Annotated in this window: 24 protein-coding genes; 16 read left to right on the top strand and 8 right to left on the bottom strand. The window is 71.9% G+C overall.

Going from position 1 to position 24,313, the window contains the following annotated elements:
- The first annotated feature begins 136 nt into the window (after positions 1-136).
- The 4 genes from ACZ5DC_RS26370 (at position 137) to ACZ5DC_RS26355 (ending at position 3,231) form a co-directional block, all read left to right on the top strand.
- Positions 137-424, top strand: coding sequence for a hypothetical protein (locus ACZ5DC_RS26370; RefSeq protein WP_468656647.1), 288 nt, complete (start codon positions 137-139; stop codon positions 422-424).
- 278 nt (positions 425-702) lie between these two features.
- Entirely contained in the window at positions 703-1,578 is an 876-nt protein-coding gene (locus tag ACZ5DC_RS26365; protein WP_468656645.1) for a hypothetical protein, read from the top strand.
- A gap of 52 nt (positions 1,579-1,630) precedes the next feature.
- The gene (locus tag ACZ5DC_RS26360) at positions 1,631-2,092 is read left to right on the top strand and encodes a hypothetical protein (RefSeq protein ID WP_468656643.1); all 462 of its coding nucleotides are present in this window, start codon (positions 1,631-1,633) and stop codon (positions 2,090-2,092) included.
- Between the two features lie 140 nt (positions 2,093-2,232).
- Positions 2,233-3,231, top strand: a complete 999-nt coding sequence (locus ACZ5DC_RS26355; protein ID WP_468656641.1) for an ArsR/SmtB family transcription factor — start codon at positions 2,233-2,235, stop codon at positions 3,229-3,231.
- Positions 3,232-3,803: 572 nt separating this feature from the next.
- On the opposite strand, the gene sigJ is transcribed toward ACZ5DC_RS26355, so the two are convergent.
- Complete coding sequence (gene sigJ, locus ACZ5DC_RS26350; RefSeq protein WP_468656639.1) at positions 3,804-4,751, bottom strand: RNA polymerase sigma factor SigJ; 948 nt, start codon at positions 4,749-4,751, stop codon at positions 3,804-3,806.
- A 184-nt stretch (positions 4,752-4,935) separates the two neighbouring features.
- Between sigJ and ACZ5DC_RS26345 the strand changes: the two genes are divergently transcribed.
- Complete coding sequence (locus tag ACZ5DC_RS26345) at positions 4,936-5,634, top strand: NAD(P)-dependent oxidoreductase (protein WP_468656637.1); 699 nt, start codon at positions 4,936-4,938, stop codon at positions 5,632-5,634.
- A gap of 248 nt (positions 5,635-5,882) precedes the next feature.
- Here ACZ5DC_RS26345 and ACZ5DC_RS26340 read toward each other — a convergent pair whose 3' ends face one another.
- A complete protein-coding gene (locus tag ACZ5DC_RS26340) occupies positions 5,883-6,161 on the bottom strand; it encodes a DUF7336 domain-containing protein (protein WP_366752328.1) in 279 nt (92 codons plus the stop codon).
- Between the two features lie 537 nt (positions 6,162-6,698).
- On the opposite strand from ACZ5DC_RS26340, the gene ACZ5DC_RS26335 reads away from it, so the two are divergent.
- A complete protein-coding gene (locus ACZ5DC_RS26335; RefSeq protein WP_468656634.1) occupies positions 6,699-7,478 on the top strand; it encodes an alpha/beta hydrolase family protein in 780 nt (259 codons plus the stop codon).
- 207 nt (positions 7,479-7,685) lie between these two features.
- A complete protein-coding gene (locus tag ACZ5DC_RS26330; protein ID WP_468656632.1) occupies positions 7,686-8,423 on the top strand; it encodes an SAM-dependent methyltransferase in 738 nt (245 codons plus the stop codon).
- 817 nt (positions 8,424-9,240) lie between these two features.
- Here ACZ5DC_RS26330 and ACZ5DC_RS26325 read toward each other — a convergent pair.
- Entirely contained in the window at positions 9,241-9,915 is a 675-nt protein-coding gene (locus tag ACZ5DC_RS26325; protein WP_468656630.1) for a uracil-DNA glycosylase, read from the bottom strand.
- A 260-nt stretch (positions 9,916-10,175) separates the two neighbouring features.
- On the opposite strand from ACZ5DC_RS26325, the gene ACZ5DC_RS26320 reads away from it, so the two are divergent.
- Positions 10,176-10,979, top strand: coding sequence for an 8-oxoguanine DNA glycosylase OGG fold protein (locus ACZ5DC_RS26320; RefSeq protein ID WP_468656628.1), 804 nt, complete (start codon positions 10,176-10,178; stop codon positions 10,977-10,979).
- Between the two features lie 88 nt (positions 10,980-11,067).
- Here ACZ5DC_RS26320 and ACZ5DC_RS26315 read toward each other — a convergent pair whose 3' ends face one another.
- Positions 11,068-11,862 (bottom strand): SDR family NAD(P)-dependent oxidoreductase, encoded by a 795-nt coding sequence (locus ACZ5DC_RS26315; protein WP_468656626.1) that lies wholly within the window; start codon positions 11,860-11,862, stop codon positions 11,068-11,070.
- 105 nt (positions 11,863-11,967) lie between these two features.
- Positions 11,968-12,543: a TetR/AcrR family transcriptional regulator gene (locus ACZ5DC_RS26310; protein WP_468656624.1), complete on the bottom strand. Its 576-nt coding sequence runs from the start codon at positions 12,541-12,543 to the stop codon at positions 11,968-11,970.
- Positions 12,544-12,706: 163 nt separating this feature from the next.
- Here ACZ5DC_RS26310 and ACZ5DC_RS26305 point away from each other — a divergent pair, with 163 nt between their 5' ends.
- From ACZ5DC_RS26305 to ACZ5DC_RS26295, 3 genes are all read left to right on the top strand, one after another.
- Positions 12,707-13,717: a helix-turn-helix domain-containing protein gene (locus tag ACZ5DC_RS26305; protein ID WP_468656718.1), complete on the top strand. Its 1,011-nt coding sequence runs from the start codon at positions 12,707-12,709 to the stop codon at positions 13,715-13,717.
- 34 nt (positions 13,718-13,751) lie between these two features.
- Positions 13,752-14,021, top strand: a complete 270-nt coding sequence (locus ACZ5DC_RS26300; protein WP_468656622.1) for a hypothetical protein — start codon at positions 13,752-13,754, stop codon at positions 14,019-14,021.
- A gap of 490 nt (positions 14,022-14,511) precedes the next feature.
- The gene (locus tag ACZ5DC_RS26295) at positions 14,512-15,069 is read left to right on the top strand and encodes a DUF3291 domain-containing protein (RefSeq protein WP_468656620.1); all 558 of its coding nucleotides are present in this window, start codon (positions 14,512-14,514) and stop codon (positions 15,067-15,069) included.
- A 98-nt stretch (positions 15,070-15,167) separates the two neighbouring features.
- On the opposite strand, the gene ACZ5DC_RS26290 is transcribed toward ACZ5DC_RS26295, so the two are convergent.
- Positions 15,168-15,746 carry a TetR/AcrR family transcriptional regulator gene (locus ACZ5DC_RS26290; RefSeq protein ID WP_468656618.1) on the bottom strand — a complete coding sequence of 193 codons (579 nt, stop codon included), beginning with the start codon at positions 15,744-15,746 and terminating at the stop codon, positions 15,168-15,170.
- Between the two features lie 90 nt (positions 15,747-15,836).
- Between ACZ5DC_RS26290 and ACZ5DC_RS26285 the strand changes: the two genes are divergently transcribed.
- The 5 genes from ACZ5DC_RS26285 (at position 15,837) to ACZ5DC_RS26265 (ending at position 19,743) form a co-directional block, all read left to right on the top strand.
- Positions 15,837-16,283, top strand: coding sequence for an anthrone oxygenase family protein (locus ACZ5DC_RS26285; RefSeq protein ID WP_468656616.1), 447 nt, complete (start codon positions 15,837-15,839; stop codon positions 16,281-16,283).
- A 156-nt stretch (positions 16,284-16,439) separates the two neighbouring features.
- Positions 16,440-17,189, top strand: a complete 750-nt coding sequence (locus ACZ5DC_RS26280) for a glucose 1-dehydrogenase (protein ID WP_468656614.1) — start codon at positions 16,440-16,442, stop codon at positions 17,187-17,189.
- A gap of 47 nt (positions 17,190-17,236) precedes the next feature.
- The gene (locus ACZ5DC_RS26275; RefSeq protein WP_468656612.1) at positions 17,237-18,097 is read left to right on the top strand and encodes a TIGR03620 family F420-dependent LLM class oxidoreductase; all 861 of its coding nucleotides are present in this window, start codon (positions 17,237-17,239) and stop codon (positions 18,095-18,097) included.
- A gap of 124 nt (positions 18,098-18,221) precedes the next feature.
- Positions 18,222-18,620 (top strand): MarR family winged helix-turn-helix transcriptional regulator, encoded by a 399-nt coding sequence (locus ACZ5DC_RS26270; protein WP_468656716.1) that lies wholly within the window; start codon positions 18,222-18,224, stop codon positions 18,618-18,620.
- A 100-nt stretch (positions 18,621-18,720) separates the two neighbouring features.
- A complete protein-coding gene (locus ACZ5DC_RS26265) occupies positions 18,721-19,743 on the top strand; it encodes an LLM class flavin-dependent oxidoreductase (RefSeq protein ID WP_468656610.1) in 1,023 nt (340 codons plus the stop codon).
- A 364-nt stretch (positions 19,744-20,107) separates the two neighbouring features.
- On the opposite strand, the gene ACZ5DC_RS26260 is transcribed toward ACZ5DC_RS26265, so the two are convergent.
- Both ACZ5DC_RS26260 and ACZ5DC_RS26255 read right to left on the bottom strand, forming a co-directional pair.
- Positions 20,108-22,906, bottom strand: a complete 2,799-nt coding sequence (locus tag ACZ5DC_RS26260; RefSeq protein WP_468656608.1) for a tetratricopeptide repeat protein — start codon at positions 22,904-22,906, stop codon at positions 20,108-20,110.
- 564 nt (positions 22,907-23,470) lie between these two features.
- Positions 23,471-24,304, bottom strand: coding sequence for a PIG-L family deacetylase (locus tag ACZ5DC_RS26255; RefSeq protein WP_468656606.1), 834 nt, complete (start codon positions 24,302-24,304; stop codon positions 23,471-23,473).
- Positions 24,305-24,313 lie beyond the last annotated feature (9 nt).

Raw genomic sequence — 24,313 nt, 5'->3', positions numbered from 1 at the left:
GACCGCACGGCGGGGCCGTCACCGTGGTCCTGGCCGCCCGCGACATCCGCGAGGTGACCGGGGATGGTGAGCGAGCAGCCGCCCTGCTCGCCGTCCACGGCCGCTCGGGTGGCGTCCGAGGCGGGGTGGCAGGCCCGTGGTAGAGGTGGTGGTCGATGACGTCACCGCGGCCGGGATCGCCCTTGAACGCACAGCAGTTGACTCCCGAGTGGGCGTCGAACAGGCGCGAGGCGTCCTGCTGCTCGACGGCGTCGGCGAGTTCACCGGTGGACTGCTTGCTCTGCTGGTCCACGATCTCGTGGACCTCCTTGGTGAACGCCTCGTCGCGGAGCCGCCACCCTGCCCGTTCACCCCCCATCACTGGCGGGTGGTCTACCTTCGCGTACACGGGCGCGGTTCCAGCAGTGCGCATTCAACTCGCTGAGGGGCCTGTTCACCGCCACCATCCTCACCCGGACACCCGGCAGTGTCCACGACGGCCAGGGCCGCTATGGCGCCGACGAGGACGCCCGGTGAGCGTGCTGTATCCGGCCATCCTCCGAGGCTGATGAGGGGGCGGTCTCCCAGCGCATACAGCGGGAGCGCTCCCGCAACGCGCCACGGTTAGACAGTGTTCGAATGGATTGCCTGGCCTCTTGCACGGCGTGGAAGCTTGCCGCGCACCGACAAGCCGACCGAGCTCGGTGCGAGGGGGAGCCGTCGATGGCCGACACGATGGTGGAACAGGACCACGGGGGGACCGAACGAGGCCGCGACGGCGGGCTGTCCCTCAGCCTCCGTGCCACCACCCAGTCGTTCCAGGCGGTGATGGACCTGGACTGGCTGACAACCCCCCTGTCGCGTACGCACCGCATGCGCCAGGCCCTCATCCAGGGCCCTCTGCCGTGGGAGATCAGGGCGTACGACATCGGCGACAAGGCCGCGGACGACGCCGTGGCGGCCGGTCTGAAGGACGACAGCGGCACCGGCCTGGGCCAGCTCTTCGCCGCCACCGGCATCCGGGCCCGCGACTCCTGCATCCATGCGCTGATCATCAGGGGCCGCACCATGTGCCCCGACGTCTGCTGTCGCGCACCGCCGCGCGAGTCGTGTGCGCGGCCGGGGCCGTCTCCGCGCTCGCCACCGCCGCCACAGCGGCTGGCCGGGCCGGCCTCACCTCACCGGCCGCCGTTCCCGAACGCGCGTCCCGCGTACGGCCGCGCACAGGAGCGGTCGGCTCCAACGGCTGGCCTATGGAGCAGAGCCGTGCCGGGCACCGGAGACGCCGTGGCCGTACGGCTCGGCGCGGTCTCTACGGTGCTCATCCATCTGATCAGTCGCTACCCCTGCGAGGGGGAAGCTCTCTGCCCGGACGACGTCCCGGGCTTCCAGGCCCCGCACGGCCTGCGCGGCTTCCGGACCGACTACGGCTCGGGCACCGCCGCCGCCATCCGCCCCGGCGCCCGCCCGCCAGGGGCGGCCGGGGGGCTCTTCCCGGCCCAGGGGAGAACGTTCCCCCGTCCGACGACCGCCTCCACCCGCTCGCCGCCCGGATCGGGCGACGTGACAAGACGCCCGCCCGGGCAGGGCCCGGCATGACCACCCTGCCCGGCTGAATCCCGAGACGAAACCGACCCTGAAGGAGACACCAGTGAGGAACACAGCGAAGTCCCTGGCCGCGGCGTTCGCCGCCGCGGCCGTCGTCACGGCCCTGGGCGCCACCGCCGCCCCCGCCTCCGCCGCTCCGTCGAGCGCGCAGTACGACACGGCGTGCAACGTCACCTACTCCTACATTTCCGCCGGCGCCCACCACGGCGCCGGCGAGGTGAACTACTGCCGTCTGTGGGGCGGCAGCATCGGCGTGCGGTCGGCACCCGGGTCGAGCACCCTCGTCGGCACCATCAACAGCGCCAACACGAACTGGTTCCGCGGGGACACCCTGGACGCGCAGTTCTGCTCCAGCGGCTACTGCAACAACGCCTGGGCCTTCACCGAGGCGGACAACGGCAATTGGGGCTGGGTGCCGGAGGTGTTCTTCTCCAGCTCCAACACGAGCTGGGACCCGAATCTGCGCGCCTGCAGCGCCTACCCCGGCTTCTGCGCCCCCTTCTAAAGGCGCGGTCACGCACCCAACGGAATACGGCCGCGGCGCACCTGCGCCGCGGCTTATTCGCGCCGACAACCATACGCAGCAGTCAGTCGTCTCACTGACGGTACACCGACCACCGTGCCGTACCCCCCACCGCATTGTGAGTGACCGACTCGATGCTTCGAATCCACTTCACGGCCCGCGATCTGGAAAACGTCCGCATCGCCCAGCAACCCGATCCCCTGTGGGAACTCGTCTGCGCCGTCCGTCGACTGAGCACCCGTCAGGAGCCCGTCGTCTTCGCCGGCTGGCGCCGCTCGGTCGTCGACCGGCTTTTCGCCGACGCGCAGGCCGACCACGCCGTACGGCTGTCGAAGTCCCTGATTCCCGCCACCGGTTACATCCCGGACTTTCTCACGCCGCCCGTCACCGGAGAGGGGCTGTCCGCGGGCCTGGAACAGGTACGGGCCACACCCCGCGAACGATTACTGCGCGATCTGCTGCTGTTCGCCAAGACTCGCGCGATGCCTGGCTCGGCCACGGGCCCGACCGATTCCGGCCACATCTTCGTCGCCTCGCTCGCCGCGGCCTTCGAGTCGTCCTTCCGTGCCCTGCTCGCACCGTACTGGGGCCCCGTACGGTCGGCGGTGGGCAACGATGTCGCGCTGCGCTCGCAGGCTCTGCTCGAAGGCGGGACACGCGCCCTCTTCGACGGGCTCCGGCCATGGGCCCATTGGAAGGCTCCCGTGCTGGAGGTGAACTACCCGAGGGCACGCGACCTGCATCTGCAAGGCCGCGGCCTGCTGCTCGTGCCGTCGTACTTCTGCTGGCGCAGGCCGACTTCGCTGGCCGACCCGAACCTCGACCCGGTACTGGTCTATCCGGTGGCCAAAGCACCGCTCGGCCTGCTGGACGCGAGTGAGGAGCGGCTCGAACGGCTGCTGGGCCGCACGCGCTGCGCCGTCCTGATGGACGTCGCCCGGCATTGCGGCCGTACGACCACGGAGATCGCGCGGACGCTGGGCATCGCCGTTCCCAGCGCAAGCTACCAGATCAGTGTGCTGCGCGAAGGAGGCCTCGTCGTCAGCCGTCGCGACGGCAAGTACGTCCTGCATTCGGCGACCGCCCTCGGCCGCGGTCTGCTCGACAGCAGCAGCGTATGACGGGGGTACGACGGACCGTTCCCGGCGGGTCCGGCGCACGGCCTCGCGGAGAGGAGGCGGCATGGCGACGACAGCGGCGCGGGTGAGCACTCATGCGTGGGTGGGGTGGTGAGGGCTGAGCCGGGTGGGTGGAGACGTTCACCGGGTCGCGGAAGGGCCTTCTGCGGCGAATGTGCAGGTCGTCGTCGATGCCGACACCCGCCTGGTGGTGGCATCCGCCCGGTCGGCAGCCGGCAACTGGTGGGCCGTCGATGGATCCTGGGAGTGGGTGCTTTACCGGGCTGATGGCCTGGGGTCGGTGTCGGTGAGGATCCGGCCTGGGCTGTGTCGGTGGGCTCCGCGGGCGTGTGGGCTTACCGGCACGGGGCCGGGGCCCCGCAACAAGGGGCCCCGGCCGGCGGACCGGGCGACCGCCGCCGTCGGCCGGTCCCGCGGGCGGGCTACGTTGGCGGCGCAGCTCTCGGGGGCGGGGTTGGGGGATGCGGGCCCCCAGGCGGCAGCGGCACCGGTGACTGGCTCGCCGCTGCCGGGATGTCGTTCGCGGACGGCGGCGCGGGCCCCGGTCGCCGCCCTCAGCTCTTGGGGCGCGGGGCGTCCGGGTCGAGGGCCGAGAGCTTGTCGGGGTTGGTGACGAGGTAGACCTCGCGGACCTGCTCACCGTCCGGGTCGAGGTCCAGGACCATCACCGCGCGCGGGGAGCCGTCCGCGAACACGACCACGGCCGCGTCCCCGTTGACGTCCCGGTGCTGGATCTCCAGTCCCGCCGCCTGGCGCGCGGCGAAACCGGTCACGGCCCGGGCCACCTTGTCCCGGCCCTGGATCGGCCGCGGCGCCGCCTGTGCCTTGCCGCCGCCGTCCGTCCACAAGGTGGCCCGCGGTGCCAGGATCTCCAGCAAGGCCCCCAGATCCCCGCCGAGTGCCGCGGCCAGGAACCGTTGCGTCGCCTGGCGCCGGACCCTTGGGTGCGCGTGGTAGCGGGGGCGGCGGGCGCGGACGTGGGCACGGGCGCGGTGCGCGAGCTGGCGTACGGCGGCGGGGCTGCGGCCGAGGATGTCCGCGGTCTCGGTGTGGGCGTAGCCGAACACCTCGTGCAGCACGAACACCGCCCGCTCCAGCGGCGTCAGGGTCTCCAGGACCACCAGCAGGGCGAGGGACACCGACTCGGTGCGCAGTGCGTGCTCTGCGGCGTCCTCACCGGCGCCCTCGGCGGGCGGGACGTCCGTGAGGAGGGGTTCGGGCAGCCACGGCCCGACGTAGGTCTCGCGCCGCCGGGCGATCCGCGCCCGCCGGCCGAGCGCCTGCCGTACGGTGATCCGCACCAGGTAAGCCCGCGGGTGCTCGACTTCGGGTGCTCGCCCCGCCTTTCCCGCGTCCGTGCGTGCCGTCCAGGACAGCCAGGTCTCCTGGAGCACGTCCTCGGCGTCGGTGACGGTGCCCAGCATGTTGTACGCCACCGCGAACAGCAGCTCGCGATGGTCGAGGAAGGTCTGGGTCGCGGCGTCCGTCCCGTTGTCGGCCATGGCATCTCCTCACGACGTCTCCCCACCCGGAGGGGACGGACCCCGGGAAGTGTGACATCGGCGTCGCGGTGTGTGTCGTAGGTCTCATGCCGTGCGGTCCCTGTCACACCTGCCGCCGTGGGGGCCCTCCCGGTTCGCGACAGCAGCAGGGCTCAGGGAACGACAGCAAAGAGGGGGAACGTTCATGCGACTCGTCGTGTTCGGCGCGAACGGGCCGACCGGGCGGCAGGTCGTCAGGCAGGCGACCGCCGAGGGCCACACCGTCACCGCCGTGACCCGTCACCCCGACGACCTCCCGCGTCCTTCCGGCCCGCCCCGGCTGCGGGTGGCGAAGGCCGACGTCCTGGATCCGGCGGCCGTGGAGAGTGTCGTCGCGGGGCACGACGCGGTGATCTCCGCGCTGGGCGTCCCGTACGGCCGGGCCCCGGTCGCCGTGTACTCCTCGGGCATCGGCCACATCACCCGGGCCATGACCCGGCACGGCCTGCGGCGGCTGGTGTGCGTGACCTCCACCGTGCTGTTCGATGTGCCGGCGCCCGGCGAGGGGTTCTTCCTGCGCAGGGTGCTCGAACCGTTCTTCGTACGGGTCGTCGGGCGCACGGTCTACGACGACATGCGCCGCATGGAGGACATCGTGCGGGCCAGCGGCCACGACTGGACGGTCCTGCGGCCCGCCGGCCTCTTCGACTCCGGCCGGGTCAGCGCTTACCGGCTGGCGCCCGCCCGGCTGCCGGGACGGTTCACCTCCCGGGCCGACCTGGCGCACGCGCTGGTCCGCGAGGCCGTCACCGAGGGGCATGTACGTGCCTTCCTCGACGTGCGCACCACCCAGGGCACCCCGCGCATGCTCGACGTCATCAGGAAGGAGGCGTTCGGCAGATGACACACGGCGCGGCCGGGAGGCCGATTGCCGCAGGGACAGGTGAGCGCCCCCGGATCGACGGGCCCCTCGGCGCAGCCGGCACCCGGACGGTTCGCACCCGGCCCGCGACGCGTCCCGGACCGAGCGTCCACGCCGCACACGCACTCGCCGCGCTTTGTTCGTTCCGCCGCCGGAACCGAAGAAGCCCTGGTCTGCGTGTTCCTCGGCGACCTGTCCGCCCGCAGAGGATGGACGTTCGCCGAAGAGGGCTAGGCCGGCACGTGGACGAAGCCCTCGGTCCAGTGGTCCTCGTCGAGGTCGTACTCGCCGATCTGGAAGCAGTCCGGCTCGTCGGCGAAGCCCGGCAGAAGGCGCGCGCGGCGGATCCGCTCTTCGGCCGCGGCCTCGGAGGAGTAGATGCCGAGCAGCTTGACGTCGTCGCCGTCCTGCTCGTCGAGGAACACTCCCCCGTCGTCGTGGTGAATCGTCTCGTCGTTGGGGCCGGCTTCGTTCTGGTGGCTGATGTGCCAGAGGGGGTAGGCCTTCACGGGCGCAGGTTACCCCGGGCCCCTCCGGTGGCGAGCAGTGCGCGCAGTTCCCGGGCGGCTTCGGCGCCGGCGCTCCGCCCGGCCGTCGGCGCGTTCGTCGGACGAATTCGGCCCGCCGGACGGAGGACGCCGCCGGGCATCACGCCGTCCGCGGTGGTCTGGCCGGCGGCGTAGCCGGGAAGGCGGTCCCGCGCGCGCCGCCGGGTGGGGCTCCAGCAGGCCCGCGGGCAGCCCTCCGCGGACACTCGCCGCCGGCGACCGGGCCCGCTGGACGGCCGGCACGACGGGCTGACGCCTGAGACGTAGTGGCATCGGCGTCCAGGGCCTGTCCGGAGTGCCGATGACCCCACGGGAAAAAGAGGTTGCTGCGTGATCACCGGGTTGGTAGTTTCCGTCCGACCGTGACACCGCCCGAGGAGGTGAGACCCGTGAACGCAGTATCGACGTGGGTGCTCCTCCTTCCCGTCACGGCCTGCGGTTGACGTAGGTGTCACCGGGAGCGCTCCTCAACAAGGCACTCCCGAAGGGCAACAACTCATGCACTCCCTGCAGTTCACCGCCGAGTCGTCGTCGGACGGCATGGCCGAACGCGACTTCACGGTGGGCGGCGTACCCGGCGTTCTCTGGTCGCCGGCTTCCGGCGCGGCCGATCGCGCACCTCTGGTCCTCATGGCCCACGGTGGCGGCACCCACAAGAAGCATCCGGCGATGTCCGGCCGCGCCCGGCTCCTCGTGACCGGCTGCGGCTTCCACGTCGCCGTCATCGACGCGCCCGGTCATGGCGACCGGCCGCGCACGGCGCACGACGAGGCGGAAATCGCCGAGCTGTTCCGGGCGCGGGCGGCGGGCGAGCCGGAAGGCCCGATCGTCGTGCGCTACAACGACCACCTGGCCAGGCTCGCCGTGCCGGAGTACCAGGCGACCCTGGACGCCCTCCAGGACCTGCCGGAGATCGGCACCGGCGGACCGGTCGGCTTCTGGGGCATCAACATGGGAACCGCGATCGGCATACCGTTCGTGGCGATCGAACCCAGGATCACCGCCGCGGTCTTCGGCCAGCACTGGCCCGATGTCCTGGCCGAGAAGGCCGAGCTGATCACCATCCCGATCGAGTTCGACCTGCAGTGGGACGACGAGCACATCTCGCGCGAGGAGGGTCTCGCGCTGTTCGACGCCTTCGCCTCGAAGGAGAAGTCGTTGCACGTGAACTCGGGCAGGCACAAGGAGTTGCCCAGGTTCGAGGCCGACAGCGCGGTCCGCTTCTTCGCCCGGCACTTCGGCCGGGCGGATACCTCGCCGTCGACCTCGCCGGCCTGACGTGCGCGGTTGCGGCGTCCGGCTTGCCGGCCGGGCGCCGCGACCGTGGCCCCGGCTCGAGGCTGCGCATCCGGATGGCCGCGTGGATCGCCGGTCGTCCGCCGTCCCTGCCGCGTGCGCGGGAGATCGGCCGGCGCACGCCGACGGTGTGGCCGGCCCGGAGGAAAGCAGGTGCGTTCCGCCTCTTCCCCGTGTCAGGCTCCGCCAGTGAACCGTGAACAGATCTCCAGGCTTGCCCATGCGGACCATCCGATTGCGGCCCCGCTCGACGACGACTCGGTACGCCGACTGCTGGAACGCGGCATCCCACGCGGCGACGCGCGCATACTCGACCTCGGCTGCGGCGGCGGGGAGTGGCTCGTGCGTGCCCTGAGCACGCATCCGCGGTCGCGGGCCGAGGGCGTCGACGTCTCCGAGAGCTCGCTGGCGCACGCTCGTGACACCGCGCGCACCCTGGGCGTTCACGAGCGCCTCCTCCTCCACCACGCGGACGCCGCGGACTTCGCCGCCTCCCACGCGTTCGACCTGGTGGTCAGCGTCGGAGCCACGCACGCCTTCGGTGGCCTGCCCGCCACCCTCACGGCGGCACGCAAGCACCTCGCTCCCGGGGGGCGCGTCCTGATCGGTGACGGATTCTGGGCGCACGAGCCCTCCCCCGAAGCCGTCGAGATGCTCGGGGACCTCGCCGACCTGCCGACCACCGTGGACCGCGTCGTCGCCGATGGGTGGACACCCGTCTACGGGCACATCAGCACACGCCGGGAGCTTGACGACTACGAGTGGGCCTGGACGGGGGCGCTGGCCTCATGGGCCCTGGACCATCCCGACGATCCGGACAGTTCGCAGGCGCTCGCAGCGGCCACCACCCACCGCGACGAATGGCTGCGCGTCTACCGGGACGCCTTCGGCTTCCTCTGCCTGGTCCTGCGCCCCACGTCCGGCTGAAGCGGCGTGGACCGCCCCGCCACCCCGGCGAGACTCCCGGCAGGCAGCTTGGACGCCCTGGCGGGGCGGCGGTCGTAAGTGTCCAAGCGCCTGCCCGGCCGGCCGGCTCCCTGCTACTTCGCGGCTTTTGCCACGTGCTTGCGGATGCGCTCCGCCCAGGTCTCCGGAGAGTCGACGGGGGTGAAATGCCCCGTGTTCTCCATGATGTGCAGCTCGTAGTCGCTGTAGTAGTCGTCCAGCGTGTCGTTCCATTCCGTGGGGAAGAGCGCGTCGCTGTCCGGCCCCGAACGCGCCCGGTTCCGAGTGGTTCTCGGTGAGGTGGTCGAGGAGCACGTCGACCGCGGGTGAGCCGGGAGGTGACCAGCTCTCCAGGTTCTCCCGCAGTGCGGCGCGGACGGCTTCCGGCTTCCCGTCGATCAGGTCCTCGACCAGCCTGGTCTTGTACAGGATGGGGTGCAGGAACGCGTTGACGGCCTTCTCCTCCGGGATCCGCCGTCCGACGCCCATGGTCGGCGGCGCGATGACCAGGGAGTGCGCCAGGTCCGGGCGCTTCACCGCGATGGTCTGGACGGTGAAGCTGCCGACGTCGTACGCACAGCACCGCGTCGCTGATGCCCAGTTCGTCGATGAGCGCGATGACACCGTCGACCTGGCCGCTGAGCGAATAGGCAGGTGTGCGTGTCGGCGTTGCCCGGCGCGAAGCATGGCCGCACACCTCCTCACATGAGGAGCGGTGATGCCACACCACGCATCTGGAGACCGCGCAAACCGGAATGGTCCGGCAGTGTCGGTGACCGGTCACCGGTGACCGCGAGGGTCAGCGCTGTCTGCCCGAAGTGGCGTTGTACGCGGCGAGCTGCTCGGTGAACGCACGGGCGCCTCCCTGGGCGGGGTGGCGGACGGGGGTCGCGTCCAGGCCGGCGCGGGCGAGGGCGCCTTGTGCCTTGCGGCCCACCGCGACGAACCTCGTGATGCCGAACGCCTCCGCCAGGGCGAGCACGATCGGTGTGCCGGCGGCCACCTCGGTCGCCCGGGGTGCCCGGTTGGTTGCCGGGTCGCCCGGTTCGTGCGGGTGGTTGGGGTAGACCGCCCACATCAGCGGGAGCGGTCCGTGCCACGCGGCCAGGGCCCGCCAGACGATCCCGGAGGACTGCTCCCAGTTCGCGGCAGGGTGCTCAGGCACCGCGAATCCGTCTCCCTGCGGAGCGCCGGTGATGAGCCCCGGCCGTGCCGTCAGCTGCCGCACGCTGGTGAAGGGCACGCCCGACACGGTGTGCCCCCGGTAGCCGGGTGCCTCGCCCACCATCATCACCCGCGGGCCGCCCCCGGCCATCGAGGCGGCCATCAGCTCGTGGTAGCGGCGGAGATTGTGTTCGCGAAGCCGGCCGTCCGGCTCGGGCCCGTACAGGAACTCAGCGTCGTCCGGCACCGGTATCGCCCGCAGCTGCTCCCAGAACCCGCGGGTGTCGACGCTCGCCACCTGCACCACCACGTCCTCTTCTCACCGGTCCGGGACCGCGCCCGCGTGCCGCCGCGTGCCTCGATGTCCGGATCATTATCCGTGACGCGCACGGCTGTGTCCTGAGCGGCGTCGGCGTCCACGGTGGCGTGCACGCGCTCCGGGCGCCGAAAGCCGTTGGCCGACCACGGGTGACCTGAGGGATCCTGTACGTGCGGCACCGGACGCCCAGCCGGAGGACCTGCCCCAGGAGCCGGGGTTCGGCTCGGGCAAGGACCTCGGGGGGACCGAACGTGAACAGGCAACACCGCGCCGACGCGGTGGACGGGGAGATGGCCGCGCGTCCGCTGCCGGACACCGCTCTTCGGGCACTGGGCGTCTGGTGGAGCGAGAACGCGACGAGGTGCGCTGACGCCACGCCCGGCGCGCACACCGTCGACTACGCCCCCAGCAGGTGGAGAGGCATCGAGCCCTGGCCGGCGGCACTGGCGCCGGTTTCCCGCAGTGGTGCTGCCGGGGTCAGCCGGGCGGAGGTGGCGTCGATGGTCGCGGACGCGTTGCGGCGCGAGGCGTTCCGCGAGGCTCTGGTCGCCACGTATGTGTGGGGGAAGGGCAAGAGCGGTTCTCCCAAGGGCAGCGGACCGGCCACCCTGCGCCTGATCCTGGCCGCCGAGGGCCTGGACGGGGTGCTGGCGGGTGCGGTGACCGCGCTGAGCGAGCACGGAGCGCAAGCGGCCTACGCCGCGCTGCGGGGCCGGGTCGGCTGGCTGGGACCGTCGTTCTTCACCAAGTTCCTGTACTTCGCCGGCAAGACGGTGCGGCCGGCGGACGGCCCCGAACCCCTCATCCTGGATCAACGCCTGGCCCGGCGCCTGCGGTCCCTGGCCCAGGTGGTCGGCCGGGACACGGGCCACGACCCCGACGGCTCGGTCGCGGCCTGGGTGTGGAGGGATGCGGACTGGTCCGCCCACCGTTACGGGGTGTACCTCTCCTTCATGCAGGCGGCCGCCCGGCGGGCGGCGGCGACGGACGGCTGGCCGTCCGGGGCCTCCCCCGACCTGCTCGAATACGCGCTGTTCAGTACCGCGTGGGCATAACCGACCGCTGCGGCGTTCCCGGGCATGGGCATGCGCATGGGCATGGGACGATCGTTCCCCTCGCCGTCGGCCTCGCGTCGGCGATGCCTCAGAGCGTCTTGGTCTGCCCGCCGTCGACGAGGACCTCGGCGCCGGTGATGTTGGCCGCCAGCGGTGAGGCCAGGAAGAGGACGACGTCGGCGACTTCGTGCGGTTCGGTGATCCGGCCCGTGCTGATGCCCATGCTCTGCGGCACCAGCACGTCGAGCGCCTCCTGGGCCGTGGTGCCGGCGGCCCGCGCCGTGGCGTCGGCGAAGCCGCCCGGCGCCGTCCAGAAGGGCGTGCGGACCGGTCCGGGGGAGATCGCGTTGACGCGGACGCCGCGCGGTGCGAACTCCTCGGACAGGCTCTTGTTGAGGCTGGTCAGCGCCGCCTTGGCGGCCGAGTAGTCCACGACCATCGGGAAGGGGAGCCGTGCGTTGATCGAGCTGATGTTGACGATCGCCGCGCCGTCGGCCCTCATGAGGTGGGGCAGCGCGGCCCGGCTGGTGCGCACGGCGCTGAAGAAGGTCAGATCGAAGATCCGTCGCCACTCCGCGTCGTCGACCTCGAGGAATCCGGCGCGCGGCTCCGCGGCGCCGAGGTTGTTGACGAGGATGTCGATCCGGTCGTGCTGTTCCACGGCGCGCCGGACCAGGGTCTCGGCTCCCTCGGCGGTGGAGAGGTCGACCTGGACGACCGTGACGCCGTAGGTGTCCCGCAGCGCGTCGAGTTCCGGGGTGGAGTTGCGGCTTCCGGCGACGACGCGGACGCCCTCGCGGCTCATGGCCTCGACGACGGCCAGACCGATGCCCTTGCTCGCCCCGGTGACGACGGCGACTTTGCCCTTCAGATGCAGGTCCATGGCGTCATCCTTTTCTGGATTGATTGTTAAAGTATCAGCGCGGGAGTGGGCACGGCGGTGCGCCGGACGCCACAGTGATCCGAGGTGGTGCGGGGGCGGCCGGGCTCAGTCCAGGACGCGCAGCGCCGTCTCCAGGGCGTCCTGCGTGAAGGACCGGCCGAGACGCGCCTGGCCGACGACGCGGAGTCCCTGGACGAAGGTGGTCAGGAAGCGGGCCAGTTCCACGGGGTTCTTGTCGGCGGGCAGTTCGCCGCGCGCCCGCGCTCGCTCCAGTGCCTCCGCCAGGGCCGACTCGACGCGCCGCAGGGCGGCGGCGACGCGTTCCACCGTGGCGGGGTCGTCGCCGCGCTCGGTGGCGGCGTGGACCACGAGGCAGCCCCGGGAAGGGTCGGCCAGGTCCGCTTCGATCATGCCCGTCAGGACCCGGCGCACCGCGGGCCGGATCTCGGTCGCGTTCTCCAGGCTTTCCACGAGAGCCGCGGCCTGGAGTGCGCAGTAGCGTTCCAGGGCCCTGACGTAGAGCTGCTCCTTCGATCCGAACGCGGCGTAGAGGCTGCCGCTGCCTATCGCCAGTTCCCTGAGGAGGTCCTGCAGGGATGTGCCGGCGTAGCCGCGGCGCCAGAACAGGTCCATCGCGCGGTCGACGGCCTGCTCGGCGTCGAACTCCCTGGTGCGTCCCATGGCCCCACCGTACGCCTTCTGGATTGATCAATCCAGTATGCCCGTCTCCGACTCGCGGACCCCCTCTCTTACCGTTGGTCTCACTGATTCACGCGATGCCACGACCCCGCTCGCGCTGACAGCATGGGTGCCGCAGAAAGCATGGTGAAAGACGGGGGTGTCCATGTCGCCGGATCCATCAACCACCCTGCACACCACGGACTCGGTGCCGGCCCACCGCCGACGGGCGTACTGGCGGGAGGCGCTGTCCCGCACCTTCGGAGCCGTTGACATCCGCGTTCCCGAAGAGGTGTACGCCGGCACGGTCCGTACGTCACCGCTGGGCCGCATCCGGGGCGTCACGGTGGAGGGCGACCCCATGCAGACCCTCCGCACCCGACGCCTCATCGCCGGGAGCGCCGACGACAACCACGTCGTCGTGATGCTGCTCAGCAGGGGGAACGCCCGGGTCGAGCAGGACGAGCGCGACGTGCACGTGGGGTCGGGGGCGCTCTTCGTCTACGACAGGGCGCGCCCGCTGCGGCTGACCTTCCCCCAGCCGTTCCAGACGAAGTCCCTCGTCCTGCCACGGCACGTCCTGGAGCTGGACGAGTCCGACCTGCAGCGGATCACGGCCGCGCCGCTCGGAGGCGAGTCGGCGCTCGGCGGGTTGCTGACGCCGTTGCTGTCCCGGCTCGTGGAGACCGCCGCGACGTATCCGCAGCGGACGGGTGAGTCGCTCGCCCGCAACGTCGTGGACATGGTGCAGACCCTGGCCGAGGAACGACTCGGCAGATCCTCCGCGGACACCCCGGCTGCCGCTCGTATGTCGCTGCTGCGCATCCGGGCCTACATCGAGCAGCACCTGTCGGACCGGGAGCTGACGCCGGACGCCATCGCCCGGGCCCACCACATCTCCGTCCGCTACCTGCACAAGCTGTTCGAGCCGGAGGACATCACCGTCAGCCGGTGGATACAGAAGCGCAGACTGGAACACTGCCGACGCGACCTGGCCCGCCGGTCGGCGCGGCTCACGGTCGCCGCGGTGGCCCACCGCTGGGGGTTCACGAGCGCCTCGCACTTCAGCCGGGTGTTCCGCGCCGCCTACGGCGTCTCCCCCGTCGAGTGGCGCGACTCCGCCGTGCTCACGGCCACCGCTTCCGCGGTGCCCCGGGGGTCGGGGGCGAGGTGGTGAGGACCGGCGTTACGCGGGTCCCCGGGGCAGACCGTTGCCGGCACGCTCCGCACGGCTGGGCCTGGCCCGGGTGGAGGTGTCCTTCGCCGACGGAGCGCTCGACGTGGCACTCACCGGCCTCTACGGCACCGGCACACTTGCCGTGACGGTGCCGCTCGATCCGGGACTGCGGTTGAGTTCCCGCCTCACGGGCATCCCCGTCCACACCCCCGAGCAGCTCACCGAGGCCGAGGTCGCCCGGGGCTGCCCAGAGGGTGCCCGCAGCCGGGTGGTCCATCGCGCGGGCCGAGTTCGGCGGCGGTGAGAGTGGACCTGTGGAGCCGGGCGACGGTGCGCGCGTGAGGGCTCGCGGGCAGGTGTCGGGGGCCGGCTTGGTTCTCACGCCGGCGGACGCAGACCGCTCTTGGTGTCCGCGAGGTCCGCCTGCTCACGGTTGCGGCGTTCGAACTCGTCCCGCAGACGGCGGGTGCCGCGGCCGCCCAGCCGTTCCGTCAGGCGCCGCAGCCGCTACGCCGGACACACCGGACACGCGCGGCGCCCCTCTCCCTGGGACACCTGGTTGCCGCGACGGGTGCGGTGGGCGAGGCCACGTGGACGGGAAAAACGCAACGTCGACAGGGCCCGCGAAGGCGGCTACCTTCACCTGGTCTTCGGCAACCGCCCACGGCCGCACCGGAGTTCCCCCACCGAGCCACCCGCGACGGGACGAGTCGCTCACGCCCCTCGCATCCTCGCCCCCGGCGCAAGCCACCGATCCGGGTCCGCACCAGGCGCCCGCAACCAGGGAGAGACGCATGCCCCATCTCGCGCTGTACACCTTCGGCGTCCTGAAGTCACCCCTCAGCGATCCGGCGCCTTCCACGAGCGAGTTCTACGCCATAGGCGAGACCGTCTACCGGGAGATCGCTCAGCACCCCGGTTACCTCGCCCGTGCCGAAACGGCGGACGGTGACCGGGGCGAGCTGTTCGGGGCGGACTGGGGTGCGTGGGGCGAGTTCGCCGTACCGGCCTGGTACGACAAGGGCCGTACCGTGGAAACCACCGCCCTCGCCGCGACCCTCTCGCTCTGGACCGACCTGCGCTCCGCCTTCGACGCCGTCTACACCGGTCTGCACCGTGCGGCGCTGAACAGGCGCTACGACTGGTTCGAGAGGACAGGGCAACCGAATCACGTGATCTGGTGGGTGTCCGACGGCGCGACACCCACCTGGCAGGACGGGGTTTCCCGGCTGGAGCACCTGCACGACCACGGCTCCGCGCCGCACGCCTTCACCTTCCACCACTCGTTCGCCCCGGAGGGAACCCCGGCCGGCAACAAGGGCATCGGGCCGAAGAGCGGCCAGGTTCGCTGACGAGGAAGCCTGTACGACCCGGTTCGCCGCCCGCGTTGAGAGCGGCTCGGTCACGTCGCCGATCGTCGCCGCAGGCAGGCAGCGGCCGGGGCGTCGTGTCAGACCATGGCGAGCCTGTCCACCAGCAGCTCCACCCTCGCCTCGGCGTCCTCGGGCAGCAGGCGGCCCGCGCGCGTCAGGGTCGCGAGGCCGTGCAGGGCCGCCCAGAACACCTCGGTGTACAGCCCCGGCGGGACGCCGTCGCCGGCGACCTCCTCAAGAGTCTCCAGCAGGGCCGCGAAGGCGTCCTTCAGGGGCTCGGGGGTGTCCTCCTGCGCGTACGCCAGGCCGCCGTCGAGCTGGAACAAGGCGTCGTAGACCGCCGGGTTGCGTGCCGCGAAGTCCAGGTAGGCGCGGGCCAGGGCGGCGACCCGGACGCGCGGGCCGTCCGCCGCGGAGGTCGCGGCCCGCACCGCCGCGGCCATTTCGGCGGCTCCCTGGAGGGCGACGGCGCCGATGATCTCGCGCTTGCCGCGGAAGTGGCTGTAGAGGACGGGCTGGCTGTATTCGATGCTCTCGGCGAGCCGGCGGGTGGTGACCGCCTCCCAGCCCTGCCGCTCGGCGAGTTCACGGGCTGTCGCCACGATGAGGCGCTCGCGTTCCGCCCGTTCGCGCTGCTTGCGTTCCTGTACCGACATGACTCGACCCTAGCACTGCTAGACAACCGAGCGACAGCAGGGCTAGCGTTGCCTCATCAGCTAGCAACGCTAGTTCAACGGAGGAGCGTCATGCTCAACGCACTTGAGGTCGTCACCACCGTCGTCGTCGGCCTGATGGTGGGGGTGGAGTTCTCCGTCGCCTTCATCATGAACCGGATCCTGGACGCGCTCCCCGAGGACAGCGGCCAGCTCGGCCACGCCCACGGCGGCCGCATGCTCGGCACCCTGATGCCCTTCTGGTACGTCGGCTCACTCGTCCTCAGCGCGATCTGGGCCGTCGCCGGATGGCACCACCAGGGCGCGGGACTCGTCGCCACCGCCGCCGGACTGCTGATCGTCAGCGTGGCCATGTCGATACTGCTGCTCGTCCCGATCAACAACCGGAACAGGACCTGGACCCCCGAGAACCGGCCCGCGGACTGGAAGCGGCAGCTGAACCGCTGGCAGAGCTGGCACTACGTCCGCGTCGCCGTCATCGTCGCCGCCTTCACCCTGCTCGTCTGCGCCCTCGTCTGACCTCGCCGCTGCCCCCGGACGCCCCGACATCGGCGTGTCCGCGGGCATCGCCGCCCTACCGCCGCTAAACTAGTTGACACGTCATCTTTCGAGGTCTACGGTGATTGAAGATTGAACGGAATGGTCCTACCGGACCACCCCAGCAAGGAGAAGACCATGGGACAGCTCGACGGCAGGACAGCGATCGTCACCGGCGGCACCAGCGGCATCGGACTGGCCTCGGCCCGCCGCTTCCGTGAGGAGGGCGCCCGCGTCTACATCACCGGCCGCCGCAAGGAGACACTCGACAAGGCCGTCGCCGAGATCGGCGGTGACGTCATCGGCGTCCAGGCCGACAGCGCCAGCCTCACCGACCTGGACCGCCTCTACGCCACCGTCGCCGACCACGGAGACCGCATCGACGTGCTGTTCGCCAACGCCGGCGGCGGCGAGTTCGCCACCCTGGAGCAGGTCACCGAAGAACACTTCGACACCACCTTCGACACCAACGTCAAGGGCGTCCTCTTCAGCGTCCAGAAGGCGCTGCCCCTCCTCAACGACGGGGCCTCCGTCATCCTCACCGGCTCCACCGCCGGCAGCGTCGGCAACGAGGCCTTCGGCGTCTACGGCGCCTCCAAGGCCGCCATCCGCTCCTTCGCCCGCACCTGGGCCAACGAACTGCGCACCCGCAACATCCGCGTCAACACCATCGCCCCCGGCCCCATCACCACCCCCGGCCTCAACGGACTCGCCCCCGACGACGAGCAGGCCGCGCAGCTGCGCGACACCCTCGCCGCCGGCGTCCCCCTCGGCCGCATGGGCCGGCCGGAAGAGGTCGCCAACCTCGCCCTCTTCCTCGCCACCGACCAGTCCAGCTTCATCACCGGCACCGAGATCTTCGTCGACGGCGGCGCCAACCAGGTCTGACCACACCACCGCGGACGCACTCACCCCCGTACGGGAGGAACACCCTCATGCACATCGGCACCACAGGCATCTGGAGTCCGGAACTGCGCCTGCACGGCGACAGCGGAGAGATCGCCGACGCCGCGGCCGAGCTCGATTCCCACGGCTGGGGGGCCCTGTGGATCCCGGGTCTGGGCGGGGGTGACATCCTCGGCGACACCGAACGGCTTCTCGCCGCCACCGAGAACACCACGGTCGCGACCGGCGTGCTGAGCATCTGGCGCCACCCTGCCGAGGACATGGCCGCCGGGCACGCCCGGCTCCGCAAGGAGTACGGCCACCGCGTCCTGCTCGGCCTCGGTGTCAGCGACGCCGCCGCCGCTCGGCACGCCGGCGGGACGTACCGTCCCCTGGCCGCCCTCGGCAGCTACCTCGACCGTCTCGACCAGGCGCCCGAGCCGGTGCCCGCCGGCGAACGGCTCGTGGCCGCCATGGGCCCCAAGCTCACCGCACTCGCCGCCCGTCGCAGCGCCGGCACGCATCCCTTCCTGGTCACCCCCGACTTCACCGCCGGCGCACGCGACGTCCTCGGGCCCGGCCCCCTCCTCGCGCCCTACCAGGCCGTCGTGGTCGACCCCCGTCCGGACAGCGCCAGGGCCACCGCGCGGGGGTTCCTCGCCCCCTTCATCGGGATGGGGCACTACGCGAAGAGTCTGCTGCGCCAGGGCTTCTCGGAGGACGACCTCGCGGGCGGCGGCAGCGACCGCCTCATCGACTCCGTCGTCGCCTGGGGCAGCGTCGACGCCGTCGACGAGCGCGTCAGGGCCCACCTCGACGCGGGCGCCACCCACGTCGCCCTCCACGCCATCAGCGCCGGCCCGGGACTGCCGCTGACGCAGTGGCGGGAACTCGCACCCCTGGCCCGCTGAGGGCGGTGGCAGAGTGCCGGGAAAGGTGACTGAAGCGTCAACCTTTTCCTATGCTGGACCCATGACTGAAGAACCCCGTTGGCTCTCCCCTGACGAGGGACGGGCATGGCGCGGACTGCTGCGCATGCACGATCTTCTGGTCAACCAGGCCGGCCGGTCCCTGCAGAGCGAATTCGGGCTGTCCGCGACCGACTACACCGTACTCGCCGAACTCACGCGCGCCCCGGGCGACCACCTGCGCGTGATGGAGCTGGCCAAGGTGCTGGGGTGGGAGAAGAGCAGGGTGTCGCACCATCTGTCGCGCATGGTGAAGCGCGGTCTCCTCACGCGTGAGGACTGCGCCGACGACGGACGGGGGGCCTACGTCACGGTCACCGCGGCCGGCCGCGCGGCCATCGAGGCGGCCGCGCCGCGGCACGTCGAAGACGTCCGCCGCCTGTTCCTCGACCACCTCACGCCCGGCCAGGTCGTCCTGCTGGCGGAGATCGCCGACACGGTCATCGAGAAGATCAGCCCGCAGTAGCGACGGTGCACGGGGCGCACGAGGCACCGCGCGGGCGACCTCGTTCCCGGTGCTCCGCGCACCCGCGGAATGAACCGGACCCCTCATCGTTGAAGGAAACATGAAGAAGATCGGGTTCCTGTCCTTCGGGCACTGGACGCCGTCACCGCACTCCCGGACCCGCTCCGCGTCCGACTCCCTGCTCCAGGCGATCGACCTCGCGGTCGCGGCGGAGGAACTGGGAGCCGACGGCGCCTACTTCCGGGTCCACCACTTCGCACGGCAGCACGCCTCTCCCTTCCCGCTGCTCGCGGCCATCGGTGCACGCACCACGCGGATCGAGATCGGCACCGGCGTGATCGACATGCGCTACGAGAACCCCCTGTACATGGCCGAGGACGCCGGGGCCGCCGACCTCATCTCCGGAGGCCGCCTGCAACTGGGCATCAGCCGGGGCTCCCCGGAGCAGGCGGTCGACGGCTGGCGGTACTTCGGTTACCGCCCGCCGAAGGACGGCACCGACGCCGACATGGCGCGCGCGCACGCCGAGACCCTGCTCGACGTGCTCAAGGGCGAGGGCATAGCGCAGCCCCATCCGAATCCCATGTTCGCCAACCCGCCGGGGCTGCTCCGTGTCGAGCCGCACTCCGAGGGCCTGCGGGACCGCATCTGGTGGGGGTCCGGCTCCGACGCGACCGCGGTGTGGGCCGCCGAGCTGGGGATGAACCTGCAGAGCTCGACGCTCAAGGACGACGAGAGCGGCGAACCGCTGCACGTCCAGCAGCGCAAGCAGATCGAGGCGTACCGGGAGGCGTGGCGGGCGGCGGGCCACACCCGCGAGCCGCGGGTGTCGGTCAGCCGCAGCGTCTTCCCGCTCGTCGACGACCGGGACCGCGCCTACTTCGGCCAGGAGCGCGCCTCGGAGGACCAGATCGGCTACATCGACCCCGGCACCCGCAGCGTCTTCGGCCGGTCCTACGCCGCCGAACCCGACGTACTGGTCGAACAGCTCGCGCGGGACGAGGCCGTCGCGGCGGCCGACACCCTGCTGCTCACCGTGCCCAACCAGCTCGGTGTCGACTACAACGCGCATGTCCTCGACAGCGTTCTGACCCATGTGGCGCCGGAACTGGGCTGGCGGTGACGGTCGGGAGGGATGACGGTCGGCACTGCGCTGCCGGTGCGGGCCGGACTGTCAGCCCTCGGTGGCAGAACAAGACGCAGACGGCGGCCACCGCGGAGGACACGGCCGCTGTCCTGGAAGACCTGGCCTGACTGGCTCAGCGCGCTCAGGCTGCCGGCCGGCGGCCGTACTGCTGGTGGGCCCTGTGACGCACGGTGGTCGACGAGGCCGGGAGCCCGCACCGGACCCGGAACTCCCGGGCCGGCCCCGCGTGGCGCAGCGCTCCGAGACGGCCTCCGCCGGCGAGCCGGGAGGGCTGCTGTGTCATCAGGCGGGCAAAGGCGGCCGGTGCCCCGGTAGCCGCCGCGCCGTCCGCGAGGGCCTCCTAGGTGACCGCGGGGCCCGCCCCGGCCGCCTTCTGGCGGGCGAGGGCGAGGTTGTCCCGGACCATGCGGGTGTCGGGGTGATCCTCGCCGAACACACGCACGTGGCCGGCCAGCGCCCGCTCGTACAGCGGGATCGCCCGGGCCAGGTCGTCCACGGACTCGTAGGCGTCGGCGAGGGCGCTGCGAGCCGCGAGGGTGTCGGGGTGATCCTCGCCGGACACACGCACGTGGCCGGCCAGTGCCCGCTCGTACAGCGGGATCGCCCGGGCCGGGTCCCCCGCCACCTCATAGGCGAGGGCGAGGCTACTGCGGAGGACGGGGGTGTCGGGGTGGTCCTCGCCGGACACGCGCAGGTGGTCGGCCAGCGCCCGCTCCAGCAGGGTGGCCGCCCGGGCCGGGTCGTCGCCGAACGCGCAGGCGAAGGCGAGGCTGACGCGGGCGGTGTGGGTGCCGGGGTGGTCCTCGCCGAACAGCCGGATCCGATCGGCCAGCGCCCGCTCGAACAGGGGGACCGCCTGGGCCGCCTGGCCCGCTGAACGACAGGCGGACGCGAGGTTCTCGCGGGAGACGAGGGTGTTCGGGTGGTCTTCCCCGAACACACGTCGACAGCCCTCCAGGGTCTGCTCGTACAGGGGGATCGCCCGGTCCACGTCGCCCGCCGACACGTAGGCGGCGGCGAGGGCACCGCCGGAGACGAGTGTGTGGGGGTGCTCTTCCCCGAGACTCCGGGTGCGGCCGTCGAGTGCCCGCTCGTACAGGGGGATCGCCCGGTCCACGTCGCCCGCCGACTCGTAGGCGGCGGCCAGGTTGTGGCGGACCGTATGGGTGTCGGGGTGGTCCTCGCCGAGAATGCGGGCGTGGTCGGCCAGCGCCCCCTCGTACAGGGGGATCGCCCGGTCCACGTCGCCCGCCGACACGTAGGCGGCGGCCAGGTTGTGGTGGGCGGTGAGGGTGTCGGGGTGGTCCTCGCCGGACACCCGGGTGCGGTCGGCCAGCGTCCGTTCCAGCAGGGGGATCGCGCGCTCCGCCTCGCCCGCCGACTCGTAGGCGCAGGCCAGGTTGTTGCGGGCGGTGAGGGTGTCGGGGTGGTCCTCGCCGAGGACGCGGGCGCGGTCGGCCAGCGTCCGCTCGAACAAGGGGATCGCCCGGTCCGCCTCGCCCGCCGAGAGGTAGGCGGAGGCGAGGTTGTTGCGGACGGTGAGGGTGTCGGGGTGGTCCTCGCCGAGAATGCGGGCGCGGTCGGCCAGCGTCCGCTCGAACAAGGGGATCGCCCGGTCCGCCTCGCCCGCCGACTCGTAGGCATGGGCCAGGTTGTTGCGGGCCCTGAGGGTGTGGTGGTGATCTTCGCCGAGACCGCGCACGCAATCGTCGAGGACGCGCTCATAGCGGGCGATGACGCGCCGGGGCCGGCCCAGCCCCCGAAGCAGTCCGGTCGCGAGGTGGAGCGGCAGAGGCGTGCCGGGCGGGGCGTGGCGGTCGAGGTGGTCGATGTGGGGAAGAAGGGGGCGCCACAGGTGCCACATCGCCGGGTCGTCCCAGCCGGCGGGAGCACTGTCCACCAGGAGGGACGTGGCCAGGCGGAGCGCCGCGTCGATGTCGTGCGCCCGGCGGTGCGGGTCGTCGGCGTCGGGGGTGCGGGTGACGGCTTGGACGAGGCGGTGGACGTTCAGGGTTCCGTCGTCAGCAGTGGTGATCATGCTGTAGGCGGCGAGCCGGCCGATCGCGCCCTGGACGGCGACGGGAGTGCCGAGGGGACCGAGGAGGGTGCGGGGGATGCCGGCGGGCGCGTACCAGGCGAGGACGCGCAGGATCTGTCCGGCGAGTGGGGTGCCGGTGAGCCGGTCGAGGGTGATGCGCCAGATACGGGCGATCGTACGTGCGCTGTCGCCGCCCTCGCTCCGCTCACGGAACATGTCGGCCGGGTAGTCGGCTAGCAGGCCGAGATAGGCGCGGGGGGTCGTACCGGTCTCGGCGATGTACGCGCCCGCCTGTTCGACGGCGAGCGGCAGGTGACCGAGTTCGTCGCACAGTTCGGCGGCGCCGTCCAGGTCGACGCGACGGGTTCCGGCGTGGGTGAGGATGTGGGTGACGAGGCGGAGGGACTCGGCGGGGCCGAGGACGTCCAAGGGGACGGGGGTGGCGGTCGCCTGCCAGCCGGTGGCGCGGCGGCTGGTGATCAGGACCCGGCCGGACGTGGCACGGGCGAGCAACGGTGCCGTGTGCGCGGCGTCGGTCACGTTGTCGAGGATCAGGAGCCATCCGGTGTGGGTCGCCAGCCACTGCACGGCGCGTTCGGTGAGCTGGTCCGCCGGGAGCTGGGCGAGGGCGGGCTGCAGAGCCCGGGCGAACTCGGCCAGGCCGGCGTCGAGGCCGGCGGCGCTGTCAGCGGTGATCCACCAGATGGGGTTCGCCGTGCCGGCCCGGGTGGCGGCCCAGTGCGCGGCGAGGGCGCTCTTGCCGACGCCGCCGAGGCCGTGCAGGGCCGGCACGCCCTTGGCGCCGGTGCCGTCGAGCGCCGAGTCGAGCAGGCCGAGTTCTCGCTCCCGTCCGACGAACGCCGCGTGTCGGGCGGGCAGTTGCACGAGTCCGGGCGGGGCGTCGACCTCAGCCGGTGGGCGCAGCTCGCCCGGTGGGACGTGCACGATGGTGGTGTGGTCGCCGCTGCTGGCGATGCCGGTGAACGGCGTTCCGCCGGTGTTGATCGCGATGGACCGCTCGCCCGCGGAGACGGCGTCGCCCTGCCGGGGTTCGTGAGCGGTGGTGTCGGGCTTCGGTCTCGTGCGGCGCAGCCATTTCACGAGGTGGGTCCGCTCGTCCGGTCGTCCCCGGTGACGATGTCGCCCGTGAAACCGCCCCCGAGGGCCACGGACCGCTCGCCGGAGGCCGCTACCGATTCCGGCGTCGTCGGCGTGGGCGCCGGTCCTCGCCGCGAGGCGCTTCGGGGCCCGGGCGCCGGTGCGGGTGTCCCCCGGTCGCCCGTCGTGATGGTCCCGTTCACCGGGCCGTTGACCGCCACCGCGCGGTTGCCCGAGGCGGCGACCGTTGCCGCGGGTGGGGTGGGTGCGGCAGCGGCGGCGAAGCTCTGACCCCACAGGACGGCGAGTGCGGCCACCGCGGTGCCGAGGGCGCACGCGACAGCCCACCGTGTGGCCGTGTCGGCGATCACGGGCACCAACGCCCACCGGCCGCACGCCAGCGCGGGCACGGCGAAGGCCGCCACTGTCACCCCGGCCGCCGTCACCCAACGCCACAGACGCCACATCACGCCCACCCCCCACCGCACCCGAGCCGGGCGCTGCCTCAGGGCTGACCTACCGTCACCCCGGCGCGGTTAAACCGCGCACCCGCTCTTCTCGGGTGGATCAGCGCAGTCCGGCGAAGAGGTCGTTCTCGGGTATGGCCGCGCCCGTGGAGTCCTGGACACGTACGAAGGTCTCCATGCCCATCAGTTCACCGAACCTCTCCTTGCCCATCTTGAGGAAGAAGATGTTGTCGCCCTGACTGGCGTGCGCGGCCAGCGCGTCGAACTTCTGGCCGCTGAAACCGGTCGTGTCCACCCACGTGGTGATCTCATCGTCGGGGAGGCCGATCTCGGCCATCGCGGCGGCCTCGGCCGGATCCGGCTCCGGCATGTCCTCGTTGAACTCGCGCATGACCTCGCCGAACCGCCGCATCACCGAGCGAGGCATCGTGGTCCAGTACACCTTCGGTACCGACGAGGTCATCTCCAGCGCCGCCATCGTGATGCGGTGGGCCTGGATGTGGTCGGGGTGGCCGTAGAAGCCGTTCTCGTCGTAGGTGACGACCACATCGGGCCGGTAGTGCCGCATGAGTTCCGCGAGCCGGGCCGCTCCTTCCCGCACGGGGGTCCGCCAGAAGGATCCGGGGGCGTCGTTGCTCGGCCAGCCCATCATCCCGGAGTCGGCGTAGTCCAGCGTCTCCAGGTCGCTGATCTTCAGGACGGAGCAGCTCACCGCGAGTTCCTGACGGCGCATCAGAGCGACCGCCGCCGGATCGTGCCCGGGCTCGCCCGGCTTGACGCCTCCGGGTCCGTCACCGCAGCGGCCGTCGGTACACGTCACGAGGACCGTGCGGATGCCCTCCGCCGCGTACCGCGCGAGGATCCCTCCGGTTCCGGTGGCCTCGTCGTCGGGGTGGGCGTGCACTGCCATGAGCGTCAAGGGCCGGTCAGTCATGAAGCGATC

This window comes from Streptomyces sp. NPDC031445, from assembly GCF_055581365.1.
This window is presented reverse-complemented; position numbering and strand designations above follow the sequence as displayed.